The 13,903-nt window shown below is 66.9% G+C and carries 13 protein-coding genes; 11 read left to right on the top strand and 2 right to left on the bottom strand.

Going from position 1 to position 13,903, the window contains the following annotated elements; genetic code table 11:
- The 6 genes from AAGI46_09770 to AAGI46_09745 all read left to right on the top strand — a co-directional run.
- Positions 1-1,418, top strand: a 1,418-nt coding sequence (locus tag AAGI46_09770; protein MEM1012492.1) for an efflux RND transporter periplasmic adaptor subunit, incomplete at its 5' end; no start/stop codon positions are given.
- Positions 1,419-1,482: 64 nt separating this feature from the next.
- Entirely contained in the window at positions 1,483-2,178 is a 696-nt protein-coding gene (locus tag AAGI46_09765; protein ID MEM1012491.1) for an ABC transporter ATP-binding protein, read from the top strand.
- Positions 2,175-3,449 (top strand): ABC transporter permease, encoded by a 1,275-nt coding sequence (locus tag AAGI46_09760; GenBank protein ID MEM1012490.1) that lies wholly within the window; start codon positions 2,175-2,177, stop codon positions 3,447-3,449. The genes AAGI46_09765 and AAGI46_09760 overlap by 4 nt, the downstream gene beginning before the upstream one ends.
- A 129-nt stretch (positions 3,450-3,578) precedes the next feature.
- Positions 3,579-5,204, top strand: coding sequence for a TolC family protein (locus AAGI46_09755; protein ID MEM1012489.1), 1,626 nt, complete (start codon positions 3,579-3,581; stop codon positions 5,202-5,204).
- A gap of 136 nt (positions 5,205-5,340) precedes the next feature.
- Entirely contained in the window at positions 5,341-6,219 is an 879-nt protein-coding gene (locus tag AAGI46_09750) for a class I SAM-dependent methyltransferase (GenBank protein MEM1012488.1), read from the top strand.
- Positions 6,216-7,295, top strand: coding sequence for a glycosyltransferase family 9 protein (locus AAGI46_09745; GenBank protein ID MEM1012487.1), 1,080 nt, complete (start codon positions 6,216-6,218; stop codon positions 7,293-7,295). The genes AAGI46_09750 and AAGI46_09745 overlap by 4 nt, the downstream gene beginning before the upstream one ends.
- Here AAGI46_09745 and AAGI46_09740 read toward each other — a convergent pair.
- Both AAGI46_09740 and AAGI46_09735 read right to left on the bottom strand, forming a co-directional pair.
- The gene (locus tag AAGI46_09740; protein MEM1012486.1) at positions 7,241-8,260 is read right to left on the bottom strand and encodes a glycosyltransferase family 2 protein; all 1,020 of its coding nucleotides are present in this window, start codon (positions 8,258-8,260) and stop codon (positions 7,241-7,243) included. The two genes, AAGI46_09745 and AAGI46_09740, sit on opposite strands and share 55 nt — an antisense overlap.
- Positions 8,261-8,703: 443 nt before the next feature.
- The gene (locus AAGI46_09735) at positions 8,704-9,138 is read right to left on the bottom strand and encodes a PilZ domain-containing protein (GenBank protein MEM1012485.1); all 435 of its coding nucleotides are present in this window, start codon (positions 9,136-9,138) and stop codon (positions 8,704-8,706) included.
- A 361-nt stretch (positions 9,139-9,499) separates the two neighbouring features.
- Between AAGI46_09735 and AAGI46_09730 the strand changes: the two genes are divergently transcribed.
- From AAGI46_09730 to AAGI46_09710, 5 genes are all read left to right on the top strand, one after another.
- On the top strand, positions 9,500-10,357 hold the full coding sequence (locus AAGI46_09730; GenBank protein MEM1012484.1) for a hypothetical protein: 858 nt from the start codon (positions 9,500-9,502) through the stop codon (positions 10,355-10,357).
- A 51-nt stretch (positions 10,358-10,408) separates the two neighbouring features.
- Positions 10,409-10,573, top strand: a complete 165-nt coding sequence (locus AAGI46_09725; protein MEM1012483.1) for a hypothetical protein — start codon at positions 10,409-10,411, stop codon at positions 10,571-10,573.
- 72 nt (positions 10,574-10,645) lie between these two features.
- Positions 10,646-11,293 (top strand): GNAT family N-acetyltransferase, encoded by a 648-nt coding sequence (locus AAGI46_09720; GenBank protein ID MEM1012482.1) that lies wholly within the window; start codon positions 10,646-10,648, stop codon positions 11,291-11,293.
- An 89-nt stretch (positions 11,294-11,382) separates the two neighbouring features.
- Positions 11,383-12,615, top strand: coding sequence for a GTP cyclohydrolase II (gene ribA / locus AAGI46_09715; GenBank protein ID MEM1012481.1), 1,233 nt, complete (start codon positions 11,383-11,385; stop codon positions 12,613-12,615).
- Positions 12,616-12,768: 153 nt separating this feature from the next.
- Positions 12,769-13,903: M48 family metalloprotease (locus AAGI46_09710; GenBank protein ID MEM1012480.1), on the top strand; the 1,135-nt coding region annotated here is incomplete at its 3' end.

The following is a 13,903-nucleotide window of genomic DNA, read 5'->3' as shown; positions in this document are numbered from 1 at the left end:
GGTCGAGGCGTCGTAGGCTGCTGCTGCTGCAACCTTGTGGGAAGCCGCGCATCAACGCTGCCGGGAGTGGGAGCTGCACGTCGTCTGTGAAGAAGATCATCGCCCTCATCGTCGTTTTGCTCGTCGTCGCCGCGGTTGTGACGGGGTTTGCGATGCGTGGCGGGGAGCCGGAAGGACTGTCCGTCCAAACCGAGCCCGCCCGCATGGGTGCACTGCGCGTCTCGGTCACGGCACCTGGCACCATCCGCGCCGAGCACCGCGTGAGCATCTCTGCCCGCACGAGTGCCCGCATCATCGAGCTCGCATTTGACGAGGGTGACGTCGTCGAGGAAGGCGACGTGCTCGTCCGGCTCGACGACGTCGACGCCCGGGCCCAGGTTCGCAGCGCCGAGGCCGGAGTTCGGCAGGCGAGTGCGAATCTGTCCGTCGCCCGCGCTCGATTGTCCGCCAGCGAGGCCGGTCGCAAGGTCAACGAGGCGTCGCTCGCCGAGGCCACGCTCGAACTCGAACGCGTCGAGTCGCTGCTGACGACCGACGACGTCAGCCGCCGTGCCGTCGAGGCTGCCAAGGCGACGGTCGAGCGACTGCGGGCACAGGTGCGTCAGGACGAGCTTCAACTCGAAGCCGACGAAGCCAACCTGGCCGTCCTTGAAGCCGCCGTCGACGCAGCGGAAGCCGGCACCGAGCGGGCGCAGCAGCAGCTGGACGACACCGTCATCCGCAGCCCGCTGGCTGGGACGGTCACGCGGCTGAATGCCGAGGTCGGCGAGGTCGTCGTCGTCGGCACGATGAACAACGCCGGCACCGTGATCCTGGAAGTCGCCGACCTGTCGCGGATGATCTGCGTCGCCGAGATTGACGAGGCGAACATCACCAGCGTCGAGCTCGGCCAGACGGCCATCGTCCGGAGTGTCGCCTACGACGACCAGCCGCTGACCGGCACCGTTTCCAGCGTCGCACTCGCCAAGACGACCGACGCCCGCAGCAGTGACGGCACCGGTCATTACGAGGTCGAAATCACGCTCGACCGCGCCGCCCTCGACGCCGACGACCTTCGCGCGATCAGCGGCCTGACCGCTGACGTGGAGGTCGAGACGAGGCTGTTCGAAGACGTCCTGCTCGTACCGAGCCAGTCCGTTGTCGGCCGGCGTGTCGATGAGCTTCCGGAGTCCGCACGCCAGTCCGATGCGTTGCTGAGTGATCGCACGATCGCCCCACTCGTCTACGCCGTGGTCGATGGCAAGGCACAATCGATGCCGGTCCGTACCGGAGAAAGCGACGTGCTCAACACGATCATCGAAGCCGGACTCGACGAGGGCACCCAGATCATCGTCGGCCCGTTCAAGGTGCTCGAGACCATTCGCGACGGACGCAGCGTCAGGGTCAAGTCAAACAACGCCGGCAGCGATGCCCGCTGACGTGACTGAGTAAGCCGCCCGCGTCAGCGGGCGTTGCTTTGAAGCAGGAAACGACCAACCGAACGTGCTGAGCCTCCGCGACATCACCAAGCACTACGACGTGGGTGGTGAGATCGTCCGAGCGCTCGACGGCGTGAGCCTCGATGTCCAACGCGGCGAGTATGTCGCGATCATGGGTGCCAGCGGCAGCGGCAAGTCGACGATGATGAACATCCTCGGCTGCCTCGATCGCCCGACGAGCGGGCAGTACGAGCTGTCGGGCAAACTCGTCGACGCGATGTCGTCCGCCGAGCTCGCAGGGTTTCGCAATCGCGAAATCGGCTTCGTTTTCCAAAGCTTCGAGCTGCTGCCGCGTCAGACCGCAATGCGCAATGTCGAGCTGCCGCTGCTCTACAGCGAGGGTGGTTTTCGGCATCGCCGCGAGCGTGCGGCCGAGGCGCTCGACCGTGTCGGCTTGGGTGATCGCATGACGCACCGGCCGAACCAGCTGTCAGGCGGACAGCGGCAGCGCGTCGCCATCGCGCGAGCGCTGGTCAATCGCCCGACGATCCTGCTCGCCGACGAGCCGACCGGCGCACTCGACAGCCGGACGACCGACGACATTCTCGGCCTGTTCGCCGACCTCCACGCGGATGGCCAGACGGTCATCGTCGTGACCCACGAGGCGGACGTCGCGGCGCGCGCGCGTCGGGTTGTCCGCATGAACGACGGCAAGATCGTCGCCGATGAACCGGTCGCCCAGCGGGGGCTTGCGGCATGAGCGGCGCGTCATCGATTTTCGCCGGACCGACGCGCCTGTTCGTCGTCGTCTTTGTCAGCATCGGGCTTGCGCTGTCGCAGATCTGGGCCAACAAGGTGCGCGGCGTGCTCACGACGCTCGGCATCGTCATCGGCGTCGGCAGCGTCACCATCGTCGTCGCGGGCGTGGTCGGACTCGAAAAGGCTGTGCTCGAAGAAGTCGGACGCTTCGGCACGAACAACCTGTTCATCCTGCCCGATCGGCCTGACGACGGGCCGCAGGCCGAGCTGCCGTGGCGACTGTTCAACTTCAAGCCCGACGAGTTCGAAGGCCTCGCCGAAGCTGCGCCGAGCATCCAAGGCTTCACCCGCATCACCGATCGACGGCTGGCCGTCCGCTACGGGGACGAGCGTGTGACCAAGCTTGTGACCGGCATCGACGCGGCCTGGCACGACCTTGAGAACCGCGAAGTTCTGATCGGCAGGCCTTTCACACTGCTCGATCGCGAGCGTGCGGCAGCCGTGACGCTGATCGACGAGGAGACCCGCGACGAGCTGAACCTCCCGACTGATCCGACCGGCGAAGACGTGCTCATCGGCGGCCGGCGCTTTCGAATCGTCGGCGTGATCGAGGAAGACAAACGCCCAAGCTTCGGCGGCGGACCACCGGAGACGCAGGTCTACGTGCCGTTCGACACGCTCCACGCGATGGACCCCAATCCGTGGCAGTTCGTTTACATCCAGGCCGCCGCCGTCGACGCCGAATCCGTCGAAGCGGCAGAGGGCGAGGCGATCTTTTACCTTCGGAATCGACGCGACATTCGTCCCGGCGACGTCGACACGTTTCGGGTGCAACGCGTCGAGGCGATCGTCGAGCAAGTGCGCGAGATCGCACGGATCATCACCTTCGCTGCGGCCGGCGTCGTGGGCATCTCGCTGCTCGTCGGCGGGATCGGCATCATGAACATCATGCTCGTCAGCGTCAGCGAGCGCACCCGCGAGATCGGGTTGCGCAAGGCCGTCGGTGCCAAGCCGATCGTCATCCTCGTGCAGTTCCTGGTCGAGGCGGTCGTGCTGTGCCTGGTGGGCGGGTCGATCGGATTGGCGTTCGGCCAAGGCATGGTGATGATCGCGCGGGCGCTGCCCGACTCGCCGCTGGCGCAGGCGGCGATTCCGGCCTGGGCGGTCGTGCTCGCGTTTGGCTTTTCCGCAGGCGTCGGCTTGACGTTCGGCATGTTCCCCGCGATCAAGGCCAGCCGCCTCGACCCGATCGACGCCCTTCGCCACGAGTAAGCCTCCATGCACGAGACCGACCTCTGTCATCCTGAGCGAGCGCAGCGAGTCGAAGGACCTCGCCTTGCGACGCGGGTTCAGGCGAGGTCCCTCGGCTGCGCTCGGGATGACGGATCACGCCCGTCGCAGGTGTCGAAGGCTTGCCTGCTCATCGGCATGCTTCTGATCGCCGGCTGCGCGTCGGACCTTTCGCCCTACCTCGGCGATCCCGACGACGCCCGCCGCGTCGAGCCACTCGAACTGACGACCCGTCCCGCAAAGACCGCGACGACACAGCCGACCACACAGCCGGCCGGTCGCACCGTCGAGCTCACGCTGTCGGCCGCGCGACGAATCGCGCTGGCGAACAACACGAACGTCGGAATCGCCGAGATCGACCCGCAAATTGCAGCCGCGGGTCTGTCTGTCGAACAAGGGGCCTTCGAGGCGACCTTCGGCGTCGACGCCCGGTACGCCAAGCAAGACTCGCCCTTCATCAACCAGACGATCTTCAGCCCCGACGGCTCAGGCGACACGTCCGTCGTCCGCGTGCAAGGCGGCCAGCTCGATGCGCTGACGATCGACCCGAGCCTGACCAAGCCGCTGCGCACGGGCGGCCAGGTCCGCGTGACGGCGCCGATCGATCGCGTCGAGACGGACCAGGGACGGCTGCTCAATCCTCAGTGGGAACAGGACGTTCGCGTCTCGATCAGCCAGCCGCTCTTGCGCGGCTTCGGCAGCGACGCAAGCGAGCTGGGCATCCGCATCGCTGCCACTGAAGTCGCCGCGGCCCGGCAGCGGCTCAAGGTGACGGTCGTCGACACCATCGCCGCGGTCGATCGCGCGTACTGGCAGCTCTGGTCGGCCAGGCGAGCGGTCGAAGTTCGCGAGGAACAACTCCAACTCGTCGGCGAACAGCTCGAACGGGCACAACGCCGATTCCGCGCCGGCTCGACGGGCGAGTTGGAGGTCGTCCGTGCCGAGAGCGCCCAGGCCGACGCGACCGAAGAGCTGGTCGCGGCCGTCGGGCAGGCGGATCGTGCACAGCGGGCACTGCGCGATCTGATGTCGGTCCGGCTGGAGTCGTCGCCGTTCGCGGTGGGCAATTCCTCGGCGCTCGAACCCTCGACCAAAGCCGCGGCCGTGCCGTACTCGCTGGAGCCGAGAAAGCTGGTCACGATGGCCATGCAACGTCGCGGAGAGCTTGCCGAGGCCCGCGTGGCTGAGCTTGCCGAACAAGCCCGGCTGCTGAATGCCAGTCGCGAGGCCTACCTGCCGCGGCTGGACGTCTTCTACGAATGGGGTGTGAATGGCCTGGGCGGCGACTACGACGGCGCCGTCGACCAACTCGGCTCGGGCGATTTCCAGGACCAGACCATCGGCCTGACATTCGAACAGCCGCTGGGCAACCGTGTCCGTCGGCAACAGCTCCGCCAGAGCCTGCTGCGACGCGCGCAGCGGCTGCTGGACGTTCGGCGTCGCCAGGAGATAATCAAACGTGAGGTCTACGACGCGTGCGAAGGCATCGACACCGGCTACGAACGCATCCTCGCCGCACGCCAACGCGTCGCGACGGCCGAACGACTTCTGGCGGCGGAGGAGCGTCAGGTCGACGCCGGCGCGACCTCGTCGGCCGAGCTGCTTGAGTCGCAGCGGAATCTCGCGTCGGCCAGGCTGTCGCTCGCGTCGGCGATCAGCCAATACGAGATCGCCCGCGTCGACCTCGCCGCCGCGACCGGCACGGTCCTGGGCAAAGCCGGCGTCGTGCTGGAGTGAGCCGTCGCCCACCTCCGTCATCCTGAGCGAGCGCAGCGAGTCGAAGGACCTCGTCCGGAACGCCTTACAGAACCACTCCGAGGTCCCTCGGCTGCGTTCGGGATGACGGAGAGGCAGCGTCGTAACATCATCCCGGATGCCGCGCGACGTCGCCCTTTTGGATACCGAAGCGTTGCCCGAGTTCCGCAACGGCGTGCCGACGCTGGCGGAGCTGGACGCACTCAAGGCTTCGGACTTCTACGGCGAACTCAAGTCGTACAACGACGCGTTCCTCCAGCAGCACGACGCAGCCCTCCGCGGCTACGGCCGGCACTGGGGCGACGATCCGATGCGGCTCTGGTCGCGACGATTCGAATATCCCTTCGCTGCTGCCGCCGTAATGGCGCAGGCGGATCGCGTCGGGCGGACGGACCTGGTCTGCTGCGACGCGGGCAGCGGCGTGACGTTCCTGCCGTACCTGCTGGCCGAGCGACTCGACGGTGCAACGTTCGCTTGTTGCGATCCGAACACGACCTACGCGAAGATGTTCGCCGCGGTGAACGAGCAGCACGACGGCCGGGTGTCGTACGACGCGTCGCCGATCCAGAAGCTGCCATTCGACGACGGTGGGCTCGACGTCTTGATGTGCGTCAGCGTGCTGGAGCACACCGGCGACTATGCGGCCGTCGTCGACGAGATGGCCCGCGTCGTCAAGCCCGGCGGCAGACTCGTCCTGACCTTCGACCTCGGCCTCGACGGCAAGTTCGAGCTGTTGCCCGCGTCGTCAAAACTCGTGCTCGATCGCCTCGGCGAGCACTTCGTCCTGGACCTGGAGGACCTGAAACGTCAGGCGGACGAGGCGTACCACGACGCGACGGGCCTGCTCAGCACGCCGGAGGTCAAGGCCCGCGAGCCAGAGCACCTCCCGTGGAAGTACCCGCGTCTTCAGGCGATGTACGACCTGGTCCGCGGCTACGGCTGGACCGGCGGGTTCCGCAGCGTCGCCCCGATGTGCCTCGACCTCCAACGCCAGTGAAAACCGCAATCCCGGTGCTGGCGGGCATGGGCAACGCCCTCATGGCCCAGCCGATGGTGCGACAGCTGGCCAGCGGTACCGGTTCGCCGGTCACGATTTTTGCCCGCAACGCGTCGATCGCCGGCGTCTTCGATCGGCTTGACGAAGTGGCCGAGGTTCGCGTCTTCGGCAACGAGCCCCGGCAGTTCGCCAGGTTGCTGCGGGAGCTCCGGGCGTTTCGTGCAGATCTGCTCGTCGTGCCCTATCCGAGCAATCGGTGGCAGTATTCGCTTCTGGCGTCGGCGTCTCGGGCGAAGCGCGTCGTGATCCATGACTACCGCGTCGGGAAGCTCGCCGCACTTCACGGTTTGGTTCGACACCGCGTTCCGACGCACGACGGACGTCATGACGTGCTGTCGAATCTCGATCTGCTGGAAGCGCTCGAGCTTCCCGTCGATCGGTCAATGAGCCCGGTCTTTCCGCTCGACGAGACCGAGGTCCAGAACGCTCGACATCGACTGGAGAGACTCGTTTCCACTCCCCGCGTGGATCGCTTCTGTGCGATCCACGCGGGGAGTGGAGACACCATCTTTTCTCAGAGCAAACGGTGGTCTCCGGAACACTTCGGTCAGTTCGTCCCGTGCTTGTGCGACCTCGGATACACGCCCGTCCTACTGGAAGGTCCCGAGGATGCTGGCGTTGGTGAGTTGCTCGCAGAGCACACCGACGCACCTGTACTGCAACTCACCGGCACGCTCGCCGACGCCGCGGCCGTCTTGGCGGCGTGCGACCTGTACGTTGGCTCCGACTCCGGGCTCGCCCACCTCGCCGCCGCCGTCGGGACGCCGCCCGTCACGCTCTTCGCACCGGCTCGGCCGGACGAGGTCTCACCGTGGGGCTACCGGCATCTGGTCGTCCAGACGCCCGCATCTTGCGCGCCGTGCTTTCGCTACCCGCAGCACGCGACCACACCGCACGTCCGATGTCGGCCGCCCTACTGCATTGACCGCATCACTGTCGACGCCGTGATGGACAAAGTCGCTCAGGCCTCGAACACCGACGCCAGCGCCGCCGACTCCGGCACGTCGTCCGCCTGAGGCGACGCGTAGTAGCGACACCGCGCCAGGTAGAGCAGCTCCTCGTGGATCAGCCGGTGCCGACTCACCATGTCAGCCAGGAGTGCCAGCACCGTCAGGAGCACGCCGATGAGCGTGGCAATGATGCCGATCGTCAGCACGCCCGTGAACGGCGTCGTCGTCTGCATCGCGATCGCCCAGAGACCCACCAGCACCAGCGTCAGCAGGCCCGGCAACAGCGCCAGCGCCGCCACCACGCCGAAGAACTTCATCGGCTTCCCGTCGCGCACCGCGCGCATGAGGATGTGCAGCAGGTGGCTGGCGAAGTAGATGACGTTGCTCGCCACCCGGCTCTTGCCGTGCTCGCGCTCGCCCAGCACGGGGAACGGCATCTCCTTGATCCGCAAGCCTCGGCCGACGAGGTAGACGACGCACTCCTCGGTGTACGTCCAACGCCCGAACTGCGACAGCCGATACGCAGCCTCACGGTTGTACGCCCGGAAGCCGCAGGAGACATCGGTGAACTTGGTGCCGCAGATCGCGTTGGCCAGCTTTGTCACGAGCCAGTTGCCCGCACGCTTGATCGCCGGCATGCGACCCACCGGCCCGCCGTGGGCGAAACGCGTGCAGTGGACAAAGTCGCACTCGCCCCGCAGCAGCGGCTGGACGATTTCGGCCACGTCGCTCGAACGGAACTGCCCGTCGCCGTCGAGGTTGACGATCAGGTCCGCCCCGCCGCGAATCGCCCGGTCCATGCCCAGACGCCACACCGGCCCGAGCCCCGGCCGGCCGGTCATGGTGACGACCTTCGCCCCGGCGTCCTCGGCCAACTCGGCCGTGCCGTCGTCGCTGGCGTCGTCGACGACGATCACCTCGACTTCGTCGATGCCGTCGATCTCACGCGGGATATCGCGGACGACATCGCCGATCGTGCGGGCCTCGTTCTGAGCCGGGATGGTGACGGAGAGCTTCATCGTGGCGGGCACGCGATCGTACACGACGTCGATCGATCAGCGTGGCGAAGGTGCGCCTGCGCGCGTCACGGGCACGTTGATGAGCGAACGATGAAGATTTAAGCAGACCCAGATGAATGCGACGCTGTCTCAGGGTCTTTTACAGGAACCCGCGAAGAAAAAGTTGCTTCCGGCCGAGTTGAAAAATCGCCCGTCCCGGCCTGCCTCGCCCATTCGAGGGATCGCACGACGCGGCCAGAGGAAAAATGCGCATCCGGATTTTGCCCGTTGCGTTCGTCCGGCACCCAATTCGCCAAGTGGTCGGCGGCCGCTGTGGTGGCGGCTGACGAGCGACCTGCGTTGGGTCACTCGTGTGAATGGAGCGCGGTTGGTTCCCACGGGCAGTCACCTCCGGCCGGCGGTCGGTCGGAGGTGACACTCGCCCGGGGGATTTTTTATTGCGCGCTCGCGTCGGCTCACGCCGCCAGCGGCTGGGTGCTCAGGTAGAGCCCGAGCATGCCGCGATCGACGGGCGTCATATCGCAAAACTTGCCGCCCAGCTCGAAGGTGCCGTCGCCACGGTCGATGCGGCGGGCGATTTCGAACTTGCCTTGCCACGCACACGTCGGCTGGACCTCGTCGCTCGCGAGCCGGATGAACGGCTGAATGCCCGCGTGCGGCGGGAGCGTCAGGCGAACTTCCGTCACGTCGCCCGGCTTGGCCGAGGCGTCGGTCGTGACGAGACGCGCTCCGCCGCTGGACAAGTCGATGATCTCGCCGATGACCGCCTGGCTTTCGATCGGCTGAGCGATGGCCGGGAAGGCCGTCTGATGCCGACGATGCCGACGGCGGTCGGCGTCGCGGGTGTTGGCCATGGGGGAAGTGGCGTCTTTGGTGGGCTTGATGGTCATGAGACAGGGTCCACTGCCTGTATCGGCGCGCCACCCGAGCGAATGAACGCCCCGCCGGCAAGCAGACGTCCGATACGCCGCGACGCGCCCTGAGCCGTGCGCGCAGCGTTGACACGTGCAGGCCGACCATTAGCATGGCGAGTCGCACGCCCGGGCCACCGGCGTCGGAGACTGTTCCGACGGGCGTGCGAGCGATTCCGGTCTCGATCGGAACCGTCCCGCCCCCTTGCCTTGCCGTCGCTTCCCGGCCCGCGACGGCACCGTCCCCGCACCTCTCTCGGCGTCCGCCGACGGGTGCACCTGCCCTCGCCAGCAAGGCCGCCCGGCTTTGCACCTCGGCGACACTCCGGAGGCTTCGACCGTGAGCCCACTGACCAAGCTCTTTGTCGTTCTGCTCGTGTTCCTGTCCCTGCTGCTCTCAGCAGCGTCAGTCACGTTCCTCACCACGGTCCCGAACCTCAAGGAGGATCTCGACAACATCGATGCTGCCCGCGACGTTGCCGTCGCCCAGGCCGCGTCGGCGTCGAGTGCGCTGTCCAACGCCAAGGCGATCAGCGAAGGCCGCATCGCCGCGTTGAACGCACGCATCACGGACTCCGAGAGTCAGATGCAGCAGCTGCAGGACGCCCTCAACGCCGCCCGCGCCGAGGCCTCCGAAGTCCGCGGGCAGCTCGCTCTGGAGCAAGCCACCGTCGCCAGCACCGGCCAGGCATTGCAGCTGGTCACGCAGAACGTCGAGGGGCTTCAGCAGCGCGTCGCCGACCTTCGCGAGCAGAACCAGCAGGTCACCGTCCGATTCGCAGACACGCAGACGGCTCTGAGCCAGACTCAGAACGAGCTTCGCTTCGCCGTGCGGTCCCTTCGCAACGAGCAGGAGAAGAACGCCGAGTTGTCCGTGCGGAACGATCAGATGCGTCAGGCGCTTGCGGGGCTCGGCCTGGACGAGAGCGGCATCGCCACCGCCGCCGCGACGGTCAACGGCGTCATCACCAGCCGCGTCACACTGCCCAGCGGCCCGCACGCAACCATCAGCGTCGGCACCCAGGACGACGTCCGCACCGGCATGGAGTTCGCCATCTATGAAGCCGCCAACGGCGACTTCCTCGGCCTGCTCACTGTCACCGACGTCGACGACCAGCAAGCCTTCGGCCGACTCCGCGGCGATGGCCTGACCCGCATCAACGAGAACGACCTGGTTCGCCCGGCCTCGCTCCGCTGATTCGACTCGCCTCGCTTTTCCCGCCCGCCGCCTGCTTTCAGCCCTGTTCCGATGAGCCGACTCCGCACCGAGACGATCAACGTCAAGCCGACGAACAACATCTACACCGTCCTGACGGGCGTGGCGGCGCTGGTGTGCGTGATCGTCATCGTGCTGCTCTACGGCTTCATGTGGCCCAATATCACCGACGACGTGCCGCTGTTCATCTTCTTCTAAGTCGCCCGCAACGACCCACCCGGACGCCCCGCAGCCATCGCTGCGGGGCGTTTGTTTTCGTACCATCGGCCCGTGCTGCTCGACCGACTGTTGCGGCGCCGACAGACGCCGACGGCCTTTGTCGATCTGGCGGACATCGCAGCGACGTCAGAACCGGCGGGCCAGTCGGATCGCGTGTCGCTCGTCGAGCCCAGTCTCGCCGAGGCCGACGCGTTCCTCGCTGCCAGCAACGGCCCGGGTTGCCGGACGGAGCCCGACTGCCGGGTCGATCCGACGCGACTCCTCGCCACGCTCCGCCAGCAACCGCGCGGCCGAGAGCGTCCCAATCCGGAATCGGGCTGCGACGTCGCCTACCGCTTCTGGATCCGATTCGACGACGGCGATCAGACCGACTTTGCCGGACGGATCTCGCTGCGCGTCGACACCCGCGACGCCGCCGGCCTGCACCTGCAGCGCTACGTCGGCCACATCGGTTACGTCGTCTTTCCCAGCTTCCGCGGCCACGGCATCGCCCGGCGTGCGACGTCGCTGCTGCTGCCACTCGCCAAAGCCCACGGCCTCGACCCCGTCTGGCTGACCTGCAACCCCGACAACGTCGCCAGCCGACGCACCATCGAGCACCTCGGCGGACGGTTGGTCGAGACCGTCGACGTCCCCCGCAACCACCCGCTCTACGCGGTTGGAGATCGTCAAAAGTGCCGCTACGCCCTCGACCCGTAGCTTGCTGAGCGACTTCAGTCGCTCTCTACGGAGCCAGTTGGCACCAAAGCCCGAAACAAACACGGTTCCTGCAGCGCATACTGTCGGTCATGCCGTTCGACAGCATTGACGACTGCCTGCACGCCCTTCGTCAAGGCGAGATGGTGATCCTCGTCGACGACGAGGACCGTGAGAACGAGGGCGACATCATCGCCGCCGCGGAGTTCGTCACGCCGACCATGATCAACTTCATGGTCAAGGAAGGCCGCGGCATGCTGTTCGTCGCGGTCGACGGCGAGACGGCCGACCGGCTCAAGCTCCAGCCGCAGTCGGGCGTCAACACGGCTCAGCGCGGCACGGCCTACACCGTCACCGTCGACGCCACCGCCGACTTCGGCATCACGACCGGCGTGAGCGCCACCGAACGCGCGACCACCGTCCGACGCCTCGCCGATCCGCGTGCGCACGCCGACGACTTCGACCGGCCGGGCCACATCCAGCCGATCCGCGCACGCGAAGGTGGCACGCTGGTTCGCGCTGGGCACACGGAGGGCATTCCGGACCTCTGCCGACTCGCGGGGCTCCGGCCGGTCGGCGTGGGCATCGAGGTCATGCGCGACGACGGTGAGATGGCCCGCCGGCCCGACCTCGAACGCTTCGCCAAGAAGCACGGCCTGAAGATGTGCACGGTCGCGGACATCATCCGCTACCGCACGGAGCGAGAGACGCTGATCACCCGCGTCGAGTCGATCCGCCTGCCGACACGCTGGGGCGAGTTCACGCTCCACGCCTACGACTCGGCGATTGACCAACAGCCGCACCTCGCGCTAGTCCGAGGCGACGACATCGGCCAACGGCGTCCGGACGGCTCGGCAATACCAGCCGAGACGCCCGCCATCGTCCGCGTCCACAGCGAGTGCCTCACCGGCGACATCTTCGGCTCCGGCCGGTGCGACTGTGGCGACCAGCTGGACCTGGCCATGCGGCGCATCGACCAGGAAGGTCGCGGCGTGCTGCTCTATCTCCGTCAGGAAGGCCGCGGCATCGGGCTGACCAACAAGCTCCACGCGTATCGCCTGCAGGACAAGGGGCTCGACACTGTCGAAGCCAACCTCAAGCTCGGCCTCCCCGCCGACCGCCGCGAGTACGGCATCGGCGTGCAGATCTTCAAGGACTTGGGCCTCAAGAAGCTCCGCGTTCTCACGAACAACCCGAAGAAGATCTACGGCATCGAGGGACACGGTCTCGAAGTCGTCGAGCAACTTCCCATCGTCGTCGAACCGGGCGCACACAACGCGGCTTATCTCGCGACAAAGCGTCAGAAGATGGGACACACGTTCTGAAGTCGAGCGCACCGACCGCGTGTGTGTCGCGTGGGTTCTTTGCTTAGCGGTGAGCGTCAGCGAGCCTCTCTGATCAAACCCGAGGCTCGCTGACGCTCACTGCGAATCGTTGATCCTCTCCGCTCGCGTCGGTCAACGCGGACCATTGCCCCGATGCCACGGTTGTTCGTCCTGATTCCGCTGCTGCTCTGGCTGGCAGCGCCGACGGAGTCGGTAGGTGGATGGGTGGCGGGTGCTGGGACGTGGATTCTGTGTTTTGTGGCTCCCGCGTTTGCGTGGATCGCGTCGCTGGCGCGGGCGCGTGCGCTCAACCGGCTGCGGATGACGCCGCGATGGGCGCGATCACTGACGATCTGGTCGCTGCCGTGGTTGATCGTCGCCTTCGCGATCGCCTGCTTCGCCGGGGGGTGGCCGGGGACGGTCGTCGCGTGGCTGGGCGAAGGCACCGACGGCTTCGACACCAAGGCCGTCGTCGTCGGAACGGCACCGGCGTACGTGGCTTGGGCGCTTGTCGTCGCGGGTGAGTGGCCGATCGTCCGACGTCGCTCGCCCGACGAGGCCCGCGTGTCGTTCGCAAAGTGGTGGCTCGCAGAACTTCGGCCGACGCTGCTGGTGACGCTCGCACCGCTGGCGGTCTTCTGGCTCGTCAAAGATTCGATCGCCCTGTTGCTGTCGGTGACATTCGCCCCGACGGGCGAGCTGGCAGCAGCGCTGTTGACGATCTTCGCTCTGGCCGCGTCGCTCACGATCGGTCCGCCGGTGGTGCGACGTGTCCTGCCGACCGAACCCATCGCCGACGACGACGGCCCGGGCGGACAGCTGTACGACCTGGTTCGACGCACCGCACTCAAATGCCCGGCCGGCTTGCTCCGCGTCTGGCACACGGGCGGCAGTGTCATCAATGCGTTGGCCGTCGGCATCGTCCCGAGGTTCCGGTACGTGCTCTTGAGCGACCTGCTGCTGCGTTCGCTACCGGTCGAACACGTCGAGGCCGTCCTCGCGCACGAGCTGGGGCACCTCCGGCATCGGCACGTGCTGTGGTTCCTCATCTTCTTCGTCGCGGCCTCGCTCACGACGCTGGGGCCGATCGATCTGGCGTACGGCTGGGTCCTTCCACCCAGCGAGGTGACGGCGACGCTGGTCATCGACAGCATCGTCTCAGTGGCGTTGATTGTCGGCATCCTGACCGGCTTCGTCTTGCTGAGTCGGCTGTTCGAGCGACAGGCCGACGTGTTTGCGGCCCGGCTCATCAGTCCCGGCGATTCGGTTTCGGCGACAGGCGCGTGGG

This window comes from Planctomycetota bacterium (genome assembly GCA_038746835.1).
Classification (GTDB): Bacteria; Planctomycetota; Phycisphaerae; order Tepidisphaerales; family Tepidisphaeraceae; genus JBCDKH01.
This window is presented reverse-complemented; position numbering and strand designations above follow the sequence as displayed.

Excerpts from the sequence above, each read along its gene's own strand:
- AAGI46_09735 (MEM1012485.1), bottom strand. The coding sequence starts at position 9,138 with ATGACCATCAAGCCCACCAAAGACGCCACTTCCCCCATGGCCAACACC.
- AAGI46_09760 (MEM1012490.1), top strand. The coding sequence starts at position 2,175 with ATGAGCGGCGCGTCATCGATTTTCGCCGGACCGACGCGCCTGTTCGTC.
- ribA (MEM1012481.1), top strand. The coding sequence starts at position 11,383 with ATGCCGTTCGACAGCATTGACGACTGCCTGCACGCCCTTCGTCAAGGC.
- AAGI46_09750 (MEM1012488.1), top strand. The coding sequence starts at position 5,341 with ATGCCGCGCGACGTCGCCCTTTTGGATACCGAAGCGTTGCCCGAGTTC.
- AAGI46_09725 (MEM1012483.1), top strand. The coding sequence starts at position 10,409 with ATGAGCCGACTCCGCACCGAGACGATCAACGTCAAGCCGACGAACAAC.